This is a genomic window from Enterobacter sp. Bisph1, assembly GCF_000814905.1.
Classification (GTDB): Bacteria; Pseudomonadota; Gammaproteobacteria; order Enterobacterales; family Enterobacteriaceae; genus Kosakonia.
In genome coordinates this window covers 1-13,707 of record NZ_JXAG01000046.1, presented here as the reverse complement: position 1 = coordinate 13,707, position 13,707 = coordinate 1, and the positions used below count along the sequence as shown (strand labels likewise).

The 13,707-nt window shown below is 55.2% G+C and carries 13 protein-coding genes; 8 read left to right on the top strand and 5 right to left on the bottom strand.

Annotation, left to right across the window (positions count from 1 at the left end):
- Window positions 1-5 precede the first annotated feature (5 nt).
- The 5 genes from RW65_RS15170 to RW65_RS15150 are packed head-to-tail and all read right to left on the bottom strand — an operon-like array spanning window position 6 to window position 4,994.
- A complete protein-coding gene (locus tag RW65_RS15170) occupies window positions 6-938 on the bottom strand; it encodes an HpcH/HpaI aldolase/citrate lyase family protein (protein WP_039057624.1) in 933 nt (310 codons plus the stop codon).
- Window positions 938-2,017 carry a cysteine protease StiP domain-containing protein gene (locus RW65_RS15165; protein WP_039057623.1) on the bottom strand — a complete coding sequence of 360 codons (1,080 nt, stop codon included), beginning with the start codon at window positions 2,015-2,017 and terminating at the stop codon, window positions 938-940. Before RW65_RS15165 ends, RW65_RS15170 begins: the two co-directional genes overlap by 1 nt.
- Window positions 2,018-2,791: an HAD family hydrolase gene (locus RW65_RS15160; RefSeq protein ID WP_039057622.1), complete on the bottom strand. Its 774-nt coding sequence runs from the start codon at window positions 2,789-2,791 to the stop codon at window positions 2,018-2,020.
- Window positions 2,784-3,926 (bottom strand): phosphoribosyltransferase domain-containing protein, encoded by a 1,143-nt coding sequence (locus RW65_RS15155; protein ID WP_039057660.1) that lies wholly within the window; start codon window positions 3,924-3,926, stop codon window positions 2,784-2,786. Before RW65_RS15155 ends, RW65_RS15160 begins: the two co-directional genes overlap by 8 nt.
- Window positions 3,927-3,929: 3 nt before the next feature.
- Window positions 3,930-4,994, bottom strand: a complete 1,065-nt coding sequence (locus tag RW65_RS15150; protein ID WP_039057621.1) for an ATP-grasp domain-containing protein — start codon at window positions 4,992-4,994, stop codon at window positions 3,930-3,932.
- A 317-nt stretch (window positions 4,995-5,311) separates the two neighbouring features.
- On the opposite strand from RW65_RS15150, the gene RW65_RS15145 reads away from it, so the two are divergent.
- The 8 genes from RW65_RS15145 to RW65_RS15110 all read left to right on the top strand — a co-directional run.
- The gene (locus RW65_RS15145; RefSeq protein ID WP_039057620.1) at window positions 5,312-5,893 is read left to right on the top strand and encodes a TerD family protein; all 582 of its coding nucleotides are present in this window, start codon (window positions 5,312-5,314) and stop codon (window positions 5,891-5,893) included.
- Window positions 5,890-7,056, top strand: coding sequence for a TerD family protein (locus RW65_RS15140; protein ID WP_039057619.1), 1,167 nt, complete (start codon window positions 5,890-5,892; stop codon window positions 7,054-7,056). The genes RW65_RS15145 and RW65_RS15140 overlap by 4 nt, the downstream gene beginning before the upstream one ends.
- A 22-nt stretch (window positions 7,057-7,078) precedes the next feature.
- Complete coding sequence (locus tag RW65_RS15135; protein ID WP_039057618.1) at window positions 7,079-7,534, top strand: tellurite resistance TerB family protein; 456 nt, start codon at window positions 7,079-7,081, stop codon at window positions 7,532-7,534.
- Window positions 7,535-7,555: 21 nt separating this feature from the next.
- Window positions 7,556-8,593 carry a TerC/Alx family metal homeostasis membrane protein gene (locus RW65_RS15130; RefSeq protein ID WP_039057617.1) on the top strand — a complete coding sequence of 346 codons (1,038 nt, stop codon included), beginning with the start codon at window positions 7,556-7,558 and terminating at the stop codon, window positions 8,591-8,593.
- Between the two features lie 48 nt (window positions 8,594-8,641).
- The gene (gene terD, locus RW65_RS15125; protein WP_039057616.1) at window positions 8,642-9,220 is read left to right on the top strand and encodes a tellurium resistance membrane protein TerD; all 579 of its coding nucleotides are present in this window, start codon (window positions 8,642-8,644) and stop codon (window positions 9,218-9,220) included.
- Between the two features lie 67 nt (window positions 9,221-9,287).
- Complete coding sequence (locus RW65_RS15120; RefSeq protein WP_039057615.1) at window positions 9,288-9,863, top strand: TerD family protein; 576 nt, start codon at window positions 9,288-9,290, stop codon at window positions 9,861-9,863.
- 535 nt (window positions 9,864-10,398) lie between these two features.
- On the top strand, window positions 10,399-12,054 hold the full coding sequence (locus RW65_RS15115) for a ShlB/FhaC/HecB family hemolysin secretion/activation protein (protein ID WP_039057614.1): 1,656 nt from the start codon (window positions 10,399-10,401) through the stop codon (window positions 12,052-12,054).
- 12 nt (window positions 12,055-12,066) lie between these two features.
- On the top strand, window positions 12,067-13,707 hold a 1,641-nt coding region (locus tag RW65_RS15110), incomplete at its 3' end, for a filamentous hemagglutinin N-terminal domain-containing protein (RefSeq protein ID WP_039057613.1).

Sequence of the window (13,707 nt, the reverse complement as noted above, 5' to 3'; positions counted from 1 at the left end):
GAGTGTCATCTGATCGCTTCCGCGCTGTGCTCGCTAAGCAATCCATACACGTTGGCGCGCTCTAAAATCCCCGCTGCCCAGCGGCGGTGGGTTGCGGGCTCGCACATCGCGCCCTGGGATTTGAATACCGCCTGGGTTGAGTTGAGAATACGCAGCGCATCGGAATACTCGCCCTGGGTCACCATTAGCGCCTGTTCTATCACCGGAATCTGCTGCGGATGGATGGCCGTTTTACCTACCAGCCCGTTCGCCATATCGAGGGCCAGTTCACGGGTTAAAACGGCGTGATCGTCAATATGTTCGCAGACAGGCGCGGTGAGGGCGAAATCATGCGGGCCGAAAACCGAGACCAGCATTTTGATGATATAGCCCAGCGGGCTGTCATACAGCGTCAGGTTGCGGGGCCGACGCAGAGAGATAACGTTCATCAGGTCGTTGCCGCCGATGCGCAGGGCGATAATGCGCGCACGACAGGGATGGGTAACGATTTCGCTTGCCAGGCTGCGCATCTGTATCACGTCAAACACCTCTTCGGTTTCGAGGGTCGGCATCAGGCAAAGGTGGGTGTCGCCCATCATTTCCCACCACACCGGCAGCGCCTGTAAGGTAAATTTCGGTAATACCAGGCCATCTACGGCGTGCAGATTAAAGTAGTCAATTAACCGTTTACCCATTTCGACGTGACGGGGGCGAATAAACACCAGCGGCCACGCGCTATTGCCCGCTTTTTTGCGGGCGTGATTCAGCTCTTTTAGCACCTGTTCGAGATTGCCGAGAGCCGAGGGAATATCGGCTTCGCTGACGGCATCCTCAAGACAGATAACCAGCGATCGCAGCCCGGGGATCTTACCGTGTAGCACAGCGTCGGCGATATCCTCTCTGGTCGCCGGCATATACAGCGTCGCGCCCAGGCGCCAGGGTGAAAGTCGATGATTCATCAGCGCACCTTTTTGATAATGGTGACGGCACGGTACGGGCCGAGACGATTGCCCATTTCGCTCACGGCAATCCCTTTTTCTCGCGCCAGACCGACCAGCAGCGCGACGTCCGCATCGTCAATGGTGCGAACAAAAACATGATCCGGCACGCGCCGTAATACCGCTCTTGTCGCTTCGGCGATGCCGGGTTTAATGCGGTTAACCGTATCGACGCAGAAGGTCTTCGCAAGCCAGGCGATGACCTCGCGGCTTGTTTGCTGCAGCCCCTGGCGAGCTTCTTCGTCCCCTTCCAGCGGCCGTAAAGAAGCGGCAGGCAGCCGGGTACGAAAATGAGATACCGTGTCCACCAGCATGCGGCTGCATTCAAACTCGCGCAGGTGATCGCACACCACGCATCCGTGCAGGCCCTTTGCCGACCAGACCGAGCGCGAGATAAGCCCGGATACCGGCGCGCCCATAATGCCAAACGGGATAAGCCAGTCATCATCGCTGGCCGCCAGCCAGGCGCTACCGCAAGGATCCGCCAGCACCACCAGGCGCGGCTGCGGCGGATAACCTTCCCGCCCATCCAGCGACCGTTTCAACTCAGCCGCGATAGCCCCTTTGCCCGTCCAGCCATCGACAAAAATAATACCTTTGCAGCCGTGGCGCTGTTCGATTATCCCCAGCGCTGTGGTGTCGATACCGCGATCGCGGATAATGCTGATCCCGTAATGAAAAGAGGCTATTCCTTTGTCCCGCAGCGCATGGTGCAGCATCACGCCCAGGGGTACGCCCGCTCTCACCAGGCTCACCAGAATGACCGGCTCATCCTCCTGGCGTTGAGCAAGGGTCAGGGCGAGTTGCGCGACGTCACGCGCGAGCCTTTCTGCGCCGCTATCCAGCGCGCGGGCGAATAAATCAAGGTGCCACTGTTCAGGAGCTGGCTCCTGACTCAGCATGTCGGAATAATGCTTCTCGCCGGACTGAATAAGCGCTTCTTTATCGGCGATGGAGGTCATATCCATGGTGATGGGCTGAAGCAGAAATTCAACATCGCCGGGTAAGTAAGCGCCTGAAAAGACGTGATTCGGCTGCATTTATTCTTCTCCAAACAGCCGCTTAGCGATAGCGTCGGCGAACTGGCTCTGATGAGGGACGCCGTACCAGCTGCACAGCTTCATAAAACGATGATCGCTAAGGCTATCGCCCAGACCCATCAGCGGGAAAACGCCGCGCTCGGCCCGCAGTTTGTCGAGCAGCCAGCGTACCGCGAGCCCTTTATCAACCGGGTTGGGAAGCCAGGCCACGTTATTGCTGTTACGGTGCATATAGAACCCTTCCAATGGCAATAACGTATCGATTTCATCGGCGATAGCGTTGAGTTCGGCAAGCCGGGTGCTGTCCGTGTGCTTCATCACCAGGTAAACGGGCGTGTCATCATATTCGTAATTGAGCCTGGCCCAGGCTTTGATGCCGCGAGCCTCGAGCAGCGCGGTGATAGCGCCCTGCAGGGCAATCAGCTTCTCGCGGTAAGGCGTCAGCGCCTGCAGCATATGGGATTGCCACTGTTTATCGGCCTCGCCCGCAGGCGTCAGGATCACCGCGCCGTGGGTTGTTACCGCCCAGGAGCGGAAAGCTATCTGCACGCGGCGCATCTCCTCCGTTCCCCTCGCGGTGACGGGGATGAGTTCAGCATGTTCCAGCAACCAGTCAACGAACATCGCCTGTTCCTCGGTCATAAAACTGCGGGCCTGCATAGACCGGTCCAGCGCACCGGTGCGAAAGGGCTCCAGCGCCAGTTCATTCACCATCTTGCGGCGGGTCTGAAAAAGCGTGTCATCAAGATCGCTCAGTACAACGGGCTTATTCATAGCTAATAATCTCCACCGCCGGGGCTATCTCAGCCAGCGCGTTTAGCAAATGACGGTCCACGCTCGCGGCGGGCGTCTCGGTACAGAGCAAGACGCGATCGAACCGCTGGTGGACGACGTTATAGAGGAAGTTGGCAATGCCGAGGCCGTAGTTATCGCTAAAGGCCAGCGCCGACTGGATGGCATGCCCTGGCGCTATCGGCGAGCGGGTAGTCGCACTGAAAAGAACCTGCGCGCCGTTTGCCGCAAGGCGCTCGGCTAGCAGAAAAGGCTGCCAGACAAATTCTCCGGTGCCCAGCACCAGCACCCGCTCATCGCATAGGGTTGTAACCTCTGCGCCCAAATCGTCGGTAGATTTGCACATCCCTTTGCGTCCCCACGACTGTTTTGCGGCGATCGGCCATTTTCCCCGGGCGGTGATATTCACCGCGGGCATAACCGGTACTGGCGCATCGGGAAAGGGTGCCCAGCGCCACTGGCCGCTTACCAGCGAAACGGACGTGACGGGCAGGGGTGAACGTTCTGCCAGCGCATTATTGCTCCAGTCTGTGAGCGTAACGGCGACCGCCCGCTCCAGCTGTTGCAGCTTGCCCGTGGCAATCAGCGCCAAGAGTAAATTGAGGAAGGTATTACCGGTTGTCGCTTCGTCATCAATCATCACCAGGGTACGCGCCTGGGTAACCTGGCGCTGCAATTCGCTATCATCGGGCAGATAGAGCAGATGATCGGTGGCGTGGCTGTGCGCCTCTTTAAATTCGCACAGCATTTCGCCGTCGACAGGATGGCGAGTTGAAGTGAGATAAACGGCTTCGGCAAAGCGCGGATGAACTTCGTCAAACAGGCCCGCCCCAAGCCCAACCGCTGTTTCCGCCAGACCGATAAACAGTACCGGGCCGGGCAGGGTCGCGGGGAAGCGTTTGGCGAGCTGCCGATAGGCCTGGCGCATAACCGAAGGCGCTACCGGAATGTGCCGACCAAGCACCTTACTGACGAACAGGAAAGCCCGCTTTGGATTCCGTCTCTCGGCAATCTCGAACAAGTCTGCAAGGGCAATCTCTCCCTGCTCCCGGTTAACCTGAATAGTGCCGCCGGAAAGGGTGCGACAAAAAACATCCTGTTGTTTGTGCAAAGACATCATTCATCCTTCATTCAGTCTGTTAGCGAGGCTTTCTGGACAGATAATCGCGTCGGTAACGGTTCTTACGCTCACCGGATAAAAGGCGGTTTTTGCGTGCTCCATGATCTTTTCTTTAGACATCAGCCCGAGCCGATTTACGGCAAATAAACCTGGTAAATTGACACCGCTGTGCAGGATGTACCCGATGCCGCCGGAGGGACGCATATTGATTTCCAGCAGTTGCGCCTTTCCCCGGTTGTCGTTTCGCGTCTGAACATTTACCAGGCCGTCCGCTTTCATAATGCGCGCGCAGGCACAGGCCAGTTCAACGGCTTCACCTTCGTTAACGAGATACTGCATTGCCCCCTCTTTACGGCGGCCCACGGCCGCAAGGACCTCCCCGTTATCGGCCAGAATATCGACGGAGTATTCCGGGCCGGGCAGATAAGGCATGGCAACCAGCGGCGTAAATGTTGTACTGGCGCTCAGGGCGGCAAGATATTGCTGCGGCTGGACGATGCGGTTATCAGGGTTATTAAACAGCGCCATTGGGCTGGCGTTTTCATCAAAGCGCCAGAAACCCATGCCATAAATACCGGCCACCGGTTTTACACAGACCGGGCTGTCATTAAACGGCGGAGCCGCGAGAAACGCCTGCAGTTCTGCGTGGCTATTCACCCGCCAGCTCGGCACCACCGGGAGCGCGTGGTGTGCCATCACATCGGCGAATTCGGCTTTATCATCGGCAAGCTTAAGACTGCTGGCATCCATCGCGCCGGTCGTTAACGTCACGCCACACGCCTCGATCGCCGCACGATTCTCGGCGAACCACTTACGATGGGTACCGGCGTGAAGGGTGTTAATGCCATACTTCGCAATATTATCGCGGATAAATTGCAGACGATTTTCTGAATTTCTTGGCTCTATTAAGCAATAATCAGAAACAGAAAGGATCTCGTGGCGCTTATTTCGATGGGAAGCAAAAACCGTTACCGGGAAATGGAATTGCTCACAAAATAGTTTAATGTGCGAAATAATCTGCTTTTGTGATGACAAACCTTCCATCAGCCAAATATTATTATTCATGTTTTATATCTATCCGGGGGATTAAAAAAGAGTAAAGATGAAAAGAATTATGCGGTGTAATTCCTGGGTGTTTAGCAAGATGCCATTTATTAAAAAGAATGGGGCATAATTTTTTTCTTTATATATAACGATGAAAAGCCAAAAATTTTCAATCAGTTAAAAACCTTATTTTCACTACTTTATAATTGTTTTCCTGTGCTAAACATATCCTTGTTTGAATTTACCTTAAGAGAGAACTTCATCATGATATGATTTTCTTTCCCGGCGTTAAATAATGCCTCAGATAGCCCCGCTAATTACCCTTTAAAGGACTGAATATGGTTTCCCTCAGTAAAAACCAGACGGTATCTCTTAGCAAACAATCCTCTTCATTAAATCAGCTGCATTTTGGCCTCGGCTGGGATCCGATTAAGAAAAAAGGCCTTATGGGGTTCTTGAGCGGCAATAACTCTATCGATCTCGATGCCGGTTGCGTATTGATGGACAGCGGCGGAAATAAAATTGACACCATTTGGTTTCGCAAACTGCATTCAAGCTGCGGCGCAGTGATGCACAGCGGGGACAACCTTACCGGCGAAGGCGACGGTGATGATGAAGTCATTAAGGTTGATATCACCCGTCTGCCCGCCAGGGTGGAATATCTCGCTTTCACCGTGAATAGCTTTCGCGGGCAGAGCTTCAACGATGTCAAAAACGCCTTCTGCCGGGTGGTCGATCAGTCTGGAAAAGAGCAGGCGCGCTATGAGCTCACCGAGCAGGGTGCCCATACCGGCATTGTGATTGCCTCGCTGTGCCGAAACGGCGGCAACTGGGATTTCACCGCCCATGGTCACGCCTGTCGCGGGCGCACCATTGACGATATGCAGGCGGATATCGTTGCGACGGTTGTACGCTCATGAACCTGGCACCGGGAGGAAACGCCTCCGTTCCAGCCCAGCAGCTTCGCGTGCGTGTCACTTCCGGCGGCGCGGTTGATGCTGCCGCATTCCGCCTTTTCGCCGACGGGAAAGTACAGGGTGACGCCGATATGGTCTTTTACGGCCAGCCGCGTAACGATGACGGCTCAATTAGCCTCGCCAGCGAAGGGCAGTTCTCCACCTTTACGGTCTGTCTCAATCAGTTGAACACCGATGTGCAAAAAGTGGCTTTTACCGTGACCTGCGACGGCGGCCAGACCGTTTCCGCGCTGCGTAACTTATCCATTGAGGTGGAGCAGGGGGCGACAAGCCTGGTCAGCGGCCTGGTTGATCTCTCAGGGCGTCAGGAGGCTGCGCTGATCCTCGGCGAGTTTTATCGCCGCAATCAGGAGTGGAAATTCCGCTTTATCGCCCAGGGTTTCAATGGGGGCCTTAAGCCGCTGGCGGAGCATTTCGGCGTGAATATCGCCGACGAACCTGCTCCCGTCGCGCCGCCAGCCGCCGTCCCACCGGTGGTTACGCCGCCGGTCGCCGCAACAAAAATCAACCTCAGCAAAGTTTCCCTGACCAAAGAGAAGCCCGCCATCAGCCTGATCAAGCGGGATAACTTCGGTGAGATCCGCATCAACCTTAACTGGCAGCGCGGTTCAGGTAACGCTGGTCTGTTCGGCATGTTTGGCCAGAAAGGGATCGATCTGGATCTGGGCGCGTTTGTGAAATTGCAGGACGGCTATAAAACGGTCATTCAGGCGCTGGGTAACGCCTTTGGGAATTACCGCGATAAGCCCTACGTTCAGCTGCAGGGCGACGATCGCACCGGCGATGTTTCGAAGGGTGAATGGCTGCATATCAACGGCCGCGAATGGCAACGGATCCATGAAGTGCTGATCTACGCCTTTATCTACGAAGGTGTGGCGAGCTGGGATAAGACCAATGGCGTCGTCACCGTTCACATCCCGGATCAGCCGCCGATTGAAACCTGTCTCACTGAGGGTGAAAACCGCCGCACGCTGTGTGCTGTGGCCCGGCTGGTGAATGAAAACGGCACCATCAAGGTTGAGCGCATTAACCAGTATTTCAAAGGCCAGGCTGAACTGGACCGGGCGTTTGGCTGGGGATTCCGCTGGAGCGCCGGTTCAAAATAACAATCCTGGTAAGGACGTAAAGATGAGCTTTTTCAACAAAGTGAAAGGCGCGCTGAATTCTGGCCGCGAAGAACTGACCCGCCAGGTCGGGCGTTTCAAAAACAAAAAATTTATGCAGGGCACGGTGGCCGTATGCGTTCGCATTGCGGTTTCCAGCGATGGCGTCAGTGCGGAGGAGAAGCAAAAAATGATGAGCTTCCTGCGCGCCTCTGAAGAGCTGAAAGTGTTCGATACCAGCGAGGTAATCGAATTTTTCAACAAGCTGGTGGCGAGCTTCGAATTCGACGTCGAGATTGGCAAAGGCGAAGCGATGAAATACATCCTGGCGTTAAAAGATCAGCCTGAAGCCGCCCAACTGGCGCTGCGCGTCGGTATCGCCGTGGCGAAAAGCGACGGTGATTTTGATGCCGATGAGCAACATGCCGCGCGTGAAATTGCCCTTTCACTGGGCTTTGAACCGGCCGAATTCGCCCTCTAATGATATTCCTGAAGGTACGCTATGGTTTCAACATCCATCGGTTTTCCGACTGAAACAGTCCTCGTTTTTGTTGCGCTGTCGGTCGGTGCCATCTGCATTGACTTATTTATGCACCGCAGCGATCGGCCTATCGCTTTGAAAAGCGCCGCGCTGTGGTCCGTCTTTTGGGTTGTAGTGGCGATGGCGTTTGCCGGTTTCCTCTATATGCACCATGGCGAAGAAGTCGCCAGCCTGTTTATTACCGGCTACGCGCTTGAGAAAGTGCTGTCCGTCGATAACCTGTTCGTGATGATGGCTATTTTCTCATGGTTTTCAGTACCGGATCGCTACCGTCACCGGGTGCTGTACTGGGGCATTATCGGTGCCATCTTTTTCAGGGGGATCTTTGTCGCTATCGGGACCAGCCTGTTGAGCCTCGGGCCGTATGTGGAAATCGTTTTTGCCCTGATTGTCGCCTGGACCGCGGTGATGATGCTGAAAAGTGGCGATGACGGTGATGAGCTTGAGGACTATTCCCAACACCTGGCGTACCGCATGGTGAAACGCTTTTTTCCCATCTGGCCGAAACTTAAAGGTCACGATTTCCTGCTGACACAAAAAGAAGTAGATGCGGAGCTGGCGAAACCCGAGAACAGCGACGTGACCATTGGCCGCGGAAAGAAAGCGGCGCTGTATGCCACACCGCTTTTCCTCTGCGTTGCGGTGGTTGAGCTTTCCGACGTGATGTTCGCCTTCGACTCCGTACCCGCCATTATTGCCGTCAGCCGCGAACCGCTGATCGTCTATAGCGCCATGATGTTTGCCATCCTCGGCCTGCGTACGCTCTATTTCGTTCTGGAAGCGCTGAAGCAGTATCTCGTTCATCTGGAAAAAGCCGTGATTGCGCTGTTGTTCTTTATCGCCATCAAACTCGGGCTAAACGCGACGGATCATATCTGGCATCACGGTTACGGTATCGCCGCGACCACCAGCCTGTATGTGGTGCTGGGCGTGCTGGCGTTGGGCATCGTTGCCAGCGTGATATTCCCCGATAACTCAGAAGACAAAAAGCAGAATTAATCTCCCGATTATTAAACCCAAACCCCTTACTTCTCGAAGAGGTGATTTATGAGTGTTTCTCTCTCTAAAGGCGGCAACGTCTCGCTAAGCAAAGCCGACCCGTCAATGAAAAATGTCCTGGTTGGTCTGGGCTGGGATGCGCGTTCTACCGACGGTCAGGATTTCGACCTCGACGCTTCCGCATTTTTGCTGGCCGCCAACGGTAAGGTACGCGGCGATGCGGATTTTATTTTTTATAACAACCTCACTTCCGCTGAAGGCTCGGTCACCCATACGGGCGATAACCGTACCGGTGAAGGCGACGGTGATGATGAATCCCTGAAAATCAAACTCGATGCGGTGCCGGCGGACGTCGACAAAATCATCTTCGTGGTCACCATCCATGATGCGCTGGCGCGTCGTCAAAGTTTTGGTCAGGTCGCAGGCGCGTTTATTCGTCTGGTCAACGACGATACCAGGAACGAAGTGGCGCGCTATGACCTGTCGGAAGATGCGTCTACTGAAACCGCAATGCTGTTCGGTGAACTCTATCGCCACAACGCCGAGTGGAAATTCCGCGCCGTAGGCCAGGGCTATGCCGGTGGCCTCGGATCCGTCTGTGCGCAGTACGGTATTAACGCCTCCTGACAGGGCGTTGCATTTTAATGTTGGGCTGTGCCCGCAGCTCAAATTCAACGGTTAGATGGAGCTAAAAATGGCAGTTTCTCTTGTAAAAGGCGGTAACGTATCGTTAACCAAAGAAGCGCCAACCATGAATATTGCCATGGTTGGCCTGGGCTGGGATGCACGCGTTACCGATGGTCAGGCATTCGACCTGGACGCATCCGTTTTTGCCGTGGGCGAAGATGGAAAAGTGCTCTCTGACGCGCATTTTATTTTCTTTAACAATAAAACCAGCCCTGATGGCGCGGTCGAGCATCAGGGCGATAACCGTACCGGTGAAGGGGATGGCGATGACGAACAGGTCAAAATCCAGCTGGCGAATATCTCCGCCGATATCAAAAAGCTGGTATTCGCCGTTACCATTTATGAAGCAGAAGAGCGTAAACAAAACTTCGGTATGGTGAGCAACAGCTATATGCGCGTTTTCAATTACGACAACGGCACCGAGATTGCGCGCTTCGATCTCTCCGAAGACGCGTCGACGGAAACCGCAATGGTGTTTGGTGAGCTGTATCGCCACGGCACAGAATGGAAGTTTAAAGCGGTAGGCCAGGGTTTTGCCGGTGGGCTGTCCGCGCTGGCGATCCAGCACGGTGTTACTCTTTAATAAGTCCTTACTTTATTTAAGATAGCCACCGATACCCTGCCCGCGTCACGCGGGTGGGGTATTTTTTTGCACCTCTCCGCACACCGTTTCTCTGCTAATCCTCCTTTCACGCATGTCCATCGGCATGAAGACCGGGCAAGGAATATTTACCGCCTCGCGCCATTAGCGAGCGACTATCCGAACGCTAAATAATAAGTTTGTATTAAGGTTTAAATATGACGTCCATCAAATTAAATAACAACGGGTTTAATTGAATGATTGCGAAATGAATAATAACCAGAGGTCGTGAATAAGAGTGTGCAGTACCTGATGTTTTTTATTTTTGCGGCTTTCTGAGGATTTTACCCGTACGAAATAATTAATTTGGGATATATCCAAAACTAAAGTTAAATTTTAATGGCAATTATCTATTTGCAGCATAATTATTGTTTTTACCTTAATCCCATAGGAAAATACTTAAAAATCCTCATTACCATTTACCTAAGCAAAATTATTAGTGCTGGGTGACGTTTGCATTGTTCAGAGATGGGTAAACATGCGCTATTTAGCGGTATTGTTATTATTTGTGACGGCGACATTGCAGGCTGCGCCATTATCTCCGGCGGATCGTGATGCCGTCCGTCAGCAGCAGGAACAACTGTTACGCCAGAACCAGCAGCAGCGCGATGAACTGGAGCGCAGCACGCCCCTGCCGCGCGCAGGCCAGAGCACGCCTGCTTCGCAGAGCGGCGGCCCCTGTTTTACTATCCACGCCATTATGCTTTCCGGCGTGACGCTAATCAGTGCAAAAGTGCAGCAAAAACTGATCTCGCCCTGGCAGGATCGCTGCCTGAATATGGCGGACATCACCGAACTCACTACCGCAATATCTGACTGGTATATCAGCCGGGGATATATTACCAGCCGCGCCTTTCTTACCGAGCAAGACTTATCACAGGGCGAATTACGTATTGTAGTAATGGAAGGAAAATTACGTGATATCCGCCTGAACGGTGAATCGCCAAATATGCTGAACATGGTCTTTCCTCGGCTGAAAGGAAAGGTGCTCAATCTGCGGGATATCGAACAGGGCATGGAGCAGATTAACCGCCTGCGCAATAATCCCGTTCAGATAGAAATCGTCCCGGATACTGAGCCCGGTTATTCGATTGTCAATTTAACCGCCACGCCAGAATTTCCGTTAAGTGCCAGCGTGTCGCTGGATAACAGCGGGCAGAAAAGCACCGGCGAAGATCAATTAAACGGCTCGCTGAGCGGCAATAATCTGCTGGGTCTGGCGGATAAATGGTTTGTCAGCGGCGGGCGCAGCAGTGATTTCGCCACCGGTTACGACGCACAAACCTTTCAGACCGGGGTAAGCCTGCCGCTGGGTTATAACCTGCTGGACTACAGCTACGCCTGGAGTAACTACCGCACCACCATTCTGAATCGGGGTTTCCCGTGGATTTCCACCGGCGACACAAAAACCCACCGCCTGAATCTTTCACGCGTGGTGTTCCGCAACGGCGATATCAAAACCGCGCTCAGCGGCGGCATCACGCAGCGCTCATCGCGCAACTGGCTCAACGACGCACCGCTTACCAGCAGCACGCGCAATCTCTCCAGCCTGCAACTTGGTATTAACCACACGCAAAAAATGTTGGGCGGCGTGGCGACCTTTAACCCGACCTGGAGCCACGGTATGCCGTGGTTCAACGGCGAGACCGACGAAGATAAAACCGGCGACGTGCCGCGTGCGCAGTTTCGCAAATGGAGCCTCAGCGCCAGCTTTCAGCGCCCGGTCACTAACGATCTGTTATGGCTCACCAGCCTCTATGGCCAGTGGTCGCCGGACCGGCTCTACGGTAGCGAGCGCCTGACGCTCGGCGGTGAAAGCTCGGTGCGCGGTTTTAAAGAACAGTATATCTCCGGCGACAACGGCGGTTACTGGCGCAATGAACTCAGTTATGCCCTCTTCACGCTACCGGTGCTCGGGCAAATCAGCGCCACGGCAGCGCTCGATGGCGGCTGGCTGGAAAAAGACCCTCTCGATAACCAGGCTGCGGGCACGCTATGGGGCGCGGCGGCAGGGCTGAGCAGCAGCGGACGCTGGTTTGCCAGCCAGGTTTCTGTCGGTACGCCGCTGCATTACCCGGACTGGCTTGGCCCCGATCATCTCACTGTTAACTGGCGCATGGCTGTCATTTTTTAAAGGAAGAAAAGAATGAATACCGATAAACCGGTTCGTTTCACGCAGCGCGCACTCAGCTGGCTGATTATCGGTCTGCTGGTGTGGCAACCCGTCGCACCTTCCTTTGCCGCCGCCATTACGCCGACAGGCCCGACCACCATGGACAAAGCCGGTAACGGCGTGCCGGTGGTCAATATCGCCGCGCCGAACGGCGCGGGCATCTCGCACAACCAGTTTAACGAGTACAACGTCGGCCAGCAGGGGCTCATTCTTAACAACGCCACCGGGCAACTGACGCAGACCCAGCTCGGCGGGCTTATTCAGAACAACCCCAACCTGCGTGCCGGGCAGGAAGCGAAGGGCATTATCAACGAAGTGACGGGCGGCAGCCGCTCGCAGTTGCAGGGCTATACCGAAGTGGCGGGTAAAGCCGCGAACGTAATGGTCGCCAACCCGTATGGCATCACCTGTAACGGCTGCGGGTTTATCAATACGCCGAACGCGACGCTGACCACCGGCAAACCGCAGTTTGATGCCGCGGGCAACCTCTCATCACTCGAAGTGACAAAAGGCACCATTACCGTCGAAGGCCAGGGGCTGAATGCCAGCGGCAGCGACGCACTGTCGCTGATTTCCCGCGCCACCGAAGTCAATGCCGCTATTCATGCGAAAGATTTAACCGTCACCACCGGTGCCAACCGGGTGGATGCCAGCGGCAAAGCAACGGCGATTGCCGGCGAAGGTGCGGCACCTGTGGTGGCAGTTGATACCGGGGCGCTCGGCGGGATGTATGCCAACCGTATTCACCTGGTCTCCACGGAAAAAGGCGTGGGGGTGAACCTCGGCAACCTGGCCGCGCGGCAGGGCGATATCACCCTGGACGCGAACGGAAAAATGACCGTTCGGGAAAGTGTCGCCAGCGGGTCGTTGACGGCGAAGGGCGACGGCGTGACGCTGACCGGCAGCCATAAAGCGGGGGGTGATATCGCAGTAAACAGCGCGCAGGATGTGGCGCTGAATAACGCCACGCTGGCTGCGGACGGAAAACTGACGCTCAGCAGCAACGGCAATACCTCGCTGGCGAACAGCTCACTCACCAGCGGCGGCGACATGGCGCTTAACGGGAAACAGCTGACCAGCGATGCCAACACCCGGTCCAATGCAGCAGGCAGTGCGGTACTGACGGCACAGACCGTCACTCATCAGGGGCAACTGATCACTGGTGGCGGCACGCAGATCAGCGCTGACCAGATTGATAACAAGGGCACGGTGGCGGCGAAAGGCAGCCTGACCGCCACGACAACCACGCTGAACAACAGCGGAACATTACAGGGCCAGTCGCTGGGCGTGACCGGCGATGTGCTGCACAACAGCGGTTCGCTGCTCTCTGAAGGCGATACCCGGCTTACGGCCACCCAACTGGATAACCAGGGGACGGTAGCGGCAAAAGGCAGTCTCATCGCCACCACCTCGACGCTGAATAACAGTGGCACACTGCAGGGGCAGACGCTTGCTGCCTCCGGCGATGGGGTACAGAACAGCGGCACCCTTGCCGCAGACGATTCCCTGAACGTCAAGGCCGGCGCGCTGACTAGCGGCACCGGCTCCACTATTACCGCGAAAGGCGATGTGACGCTGACCGCGCAGACCACGGCTGATATCGGCGGGCAGGTG

Bases quoted from the DNA above. Each gene is read 5' to 3' on its own strand.
- RW65_RS15170 (WP_039057624.1), bottom strand. From the start codon at position 938: ATGAATCATCGACTTTCACCCTGGCGCCTGGGCGCGACGCTGTATATG.
- RW65_RS15165 (WP_039057623.1), bottom strand. From the start codon at position 2,017: ATGCAGCCGAATCACGTCTTTTCAGGCGCTTACTTACCCGGCGATGTT.
- RW65_RS15160 (WP_039057622.1), bottom strand. From the start codon at position 2,791: ATGAATAAGCCCGTTGTACTGAGCGATCTTGATGACACGCTTTTTCAG.
- RW65_RS15155 (WP_039057660.1), bottom strand. From the start codon at position 3,926: ATGTCTTTGCACAAACAACAGGATGTTTTTTGTCGCACCCTTTCCGGC.
- RW65_RS15150 (WP_039057621.1), bottom strand. From the start codon at position 4,994: ATGAATAATAATATTTGGCTGATGGAAGGTTTGTCATCACAAAAGCAG.
- RW65_RS15145 (WP_039057620.1), top strand. From the start codon at position 5,312: ATGGTTTCCCTCAGTAAAAACCAGACGGTATCTCTTAGCAAACAATCC.
- RW65_RS15140 (WP_039057619.1), top strand. From the start codon at position 5,890: ATGAACCTGGCACCGGGAGGAAACGCCTCCGTTCCAGCCCAGCAGCTT.
- RW65_RS15135 (WP_039057618.1), top strand. From the start codon at position 7,079: ATGAGCTTTTTCAACAAAGTGAAAGGCGCGCTGAATTCTGGCCGCGAA.
- RW65_RS15130 (WP_039057617.1), top strand. From the start codon at position 7,556: ATGGTTTCAACATCCATCGGTTTTCCGACTGAAACAGTCCTCGTTTTT.
- terD (WP_039057616.1), top strand. From the start codon at position 8,642: ATGAGTGTTTCTCTCTCTAAAGGCGGCAACGTCTCGCTAAGCAAAGCC.
- RW65_RS15120 (WP_039057615.1), top strand. From the start codon at position 9,288: ATGGCAGTTTCTCTTGTAAAAGGCGGTAACGTATCGTTAACCAAAGAA.
- RW65_RS15115 (WP_039057614.1), top strand. From the start codon at position 10,399: ATGCGCTATTTAGCGGTATTGTTATTATTTGTGACGGCGACATTGCAG.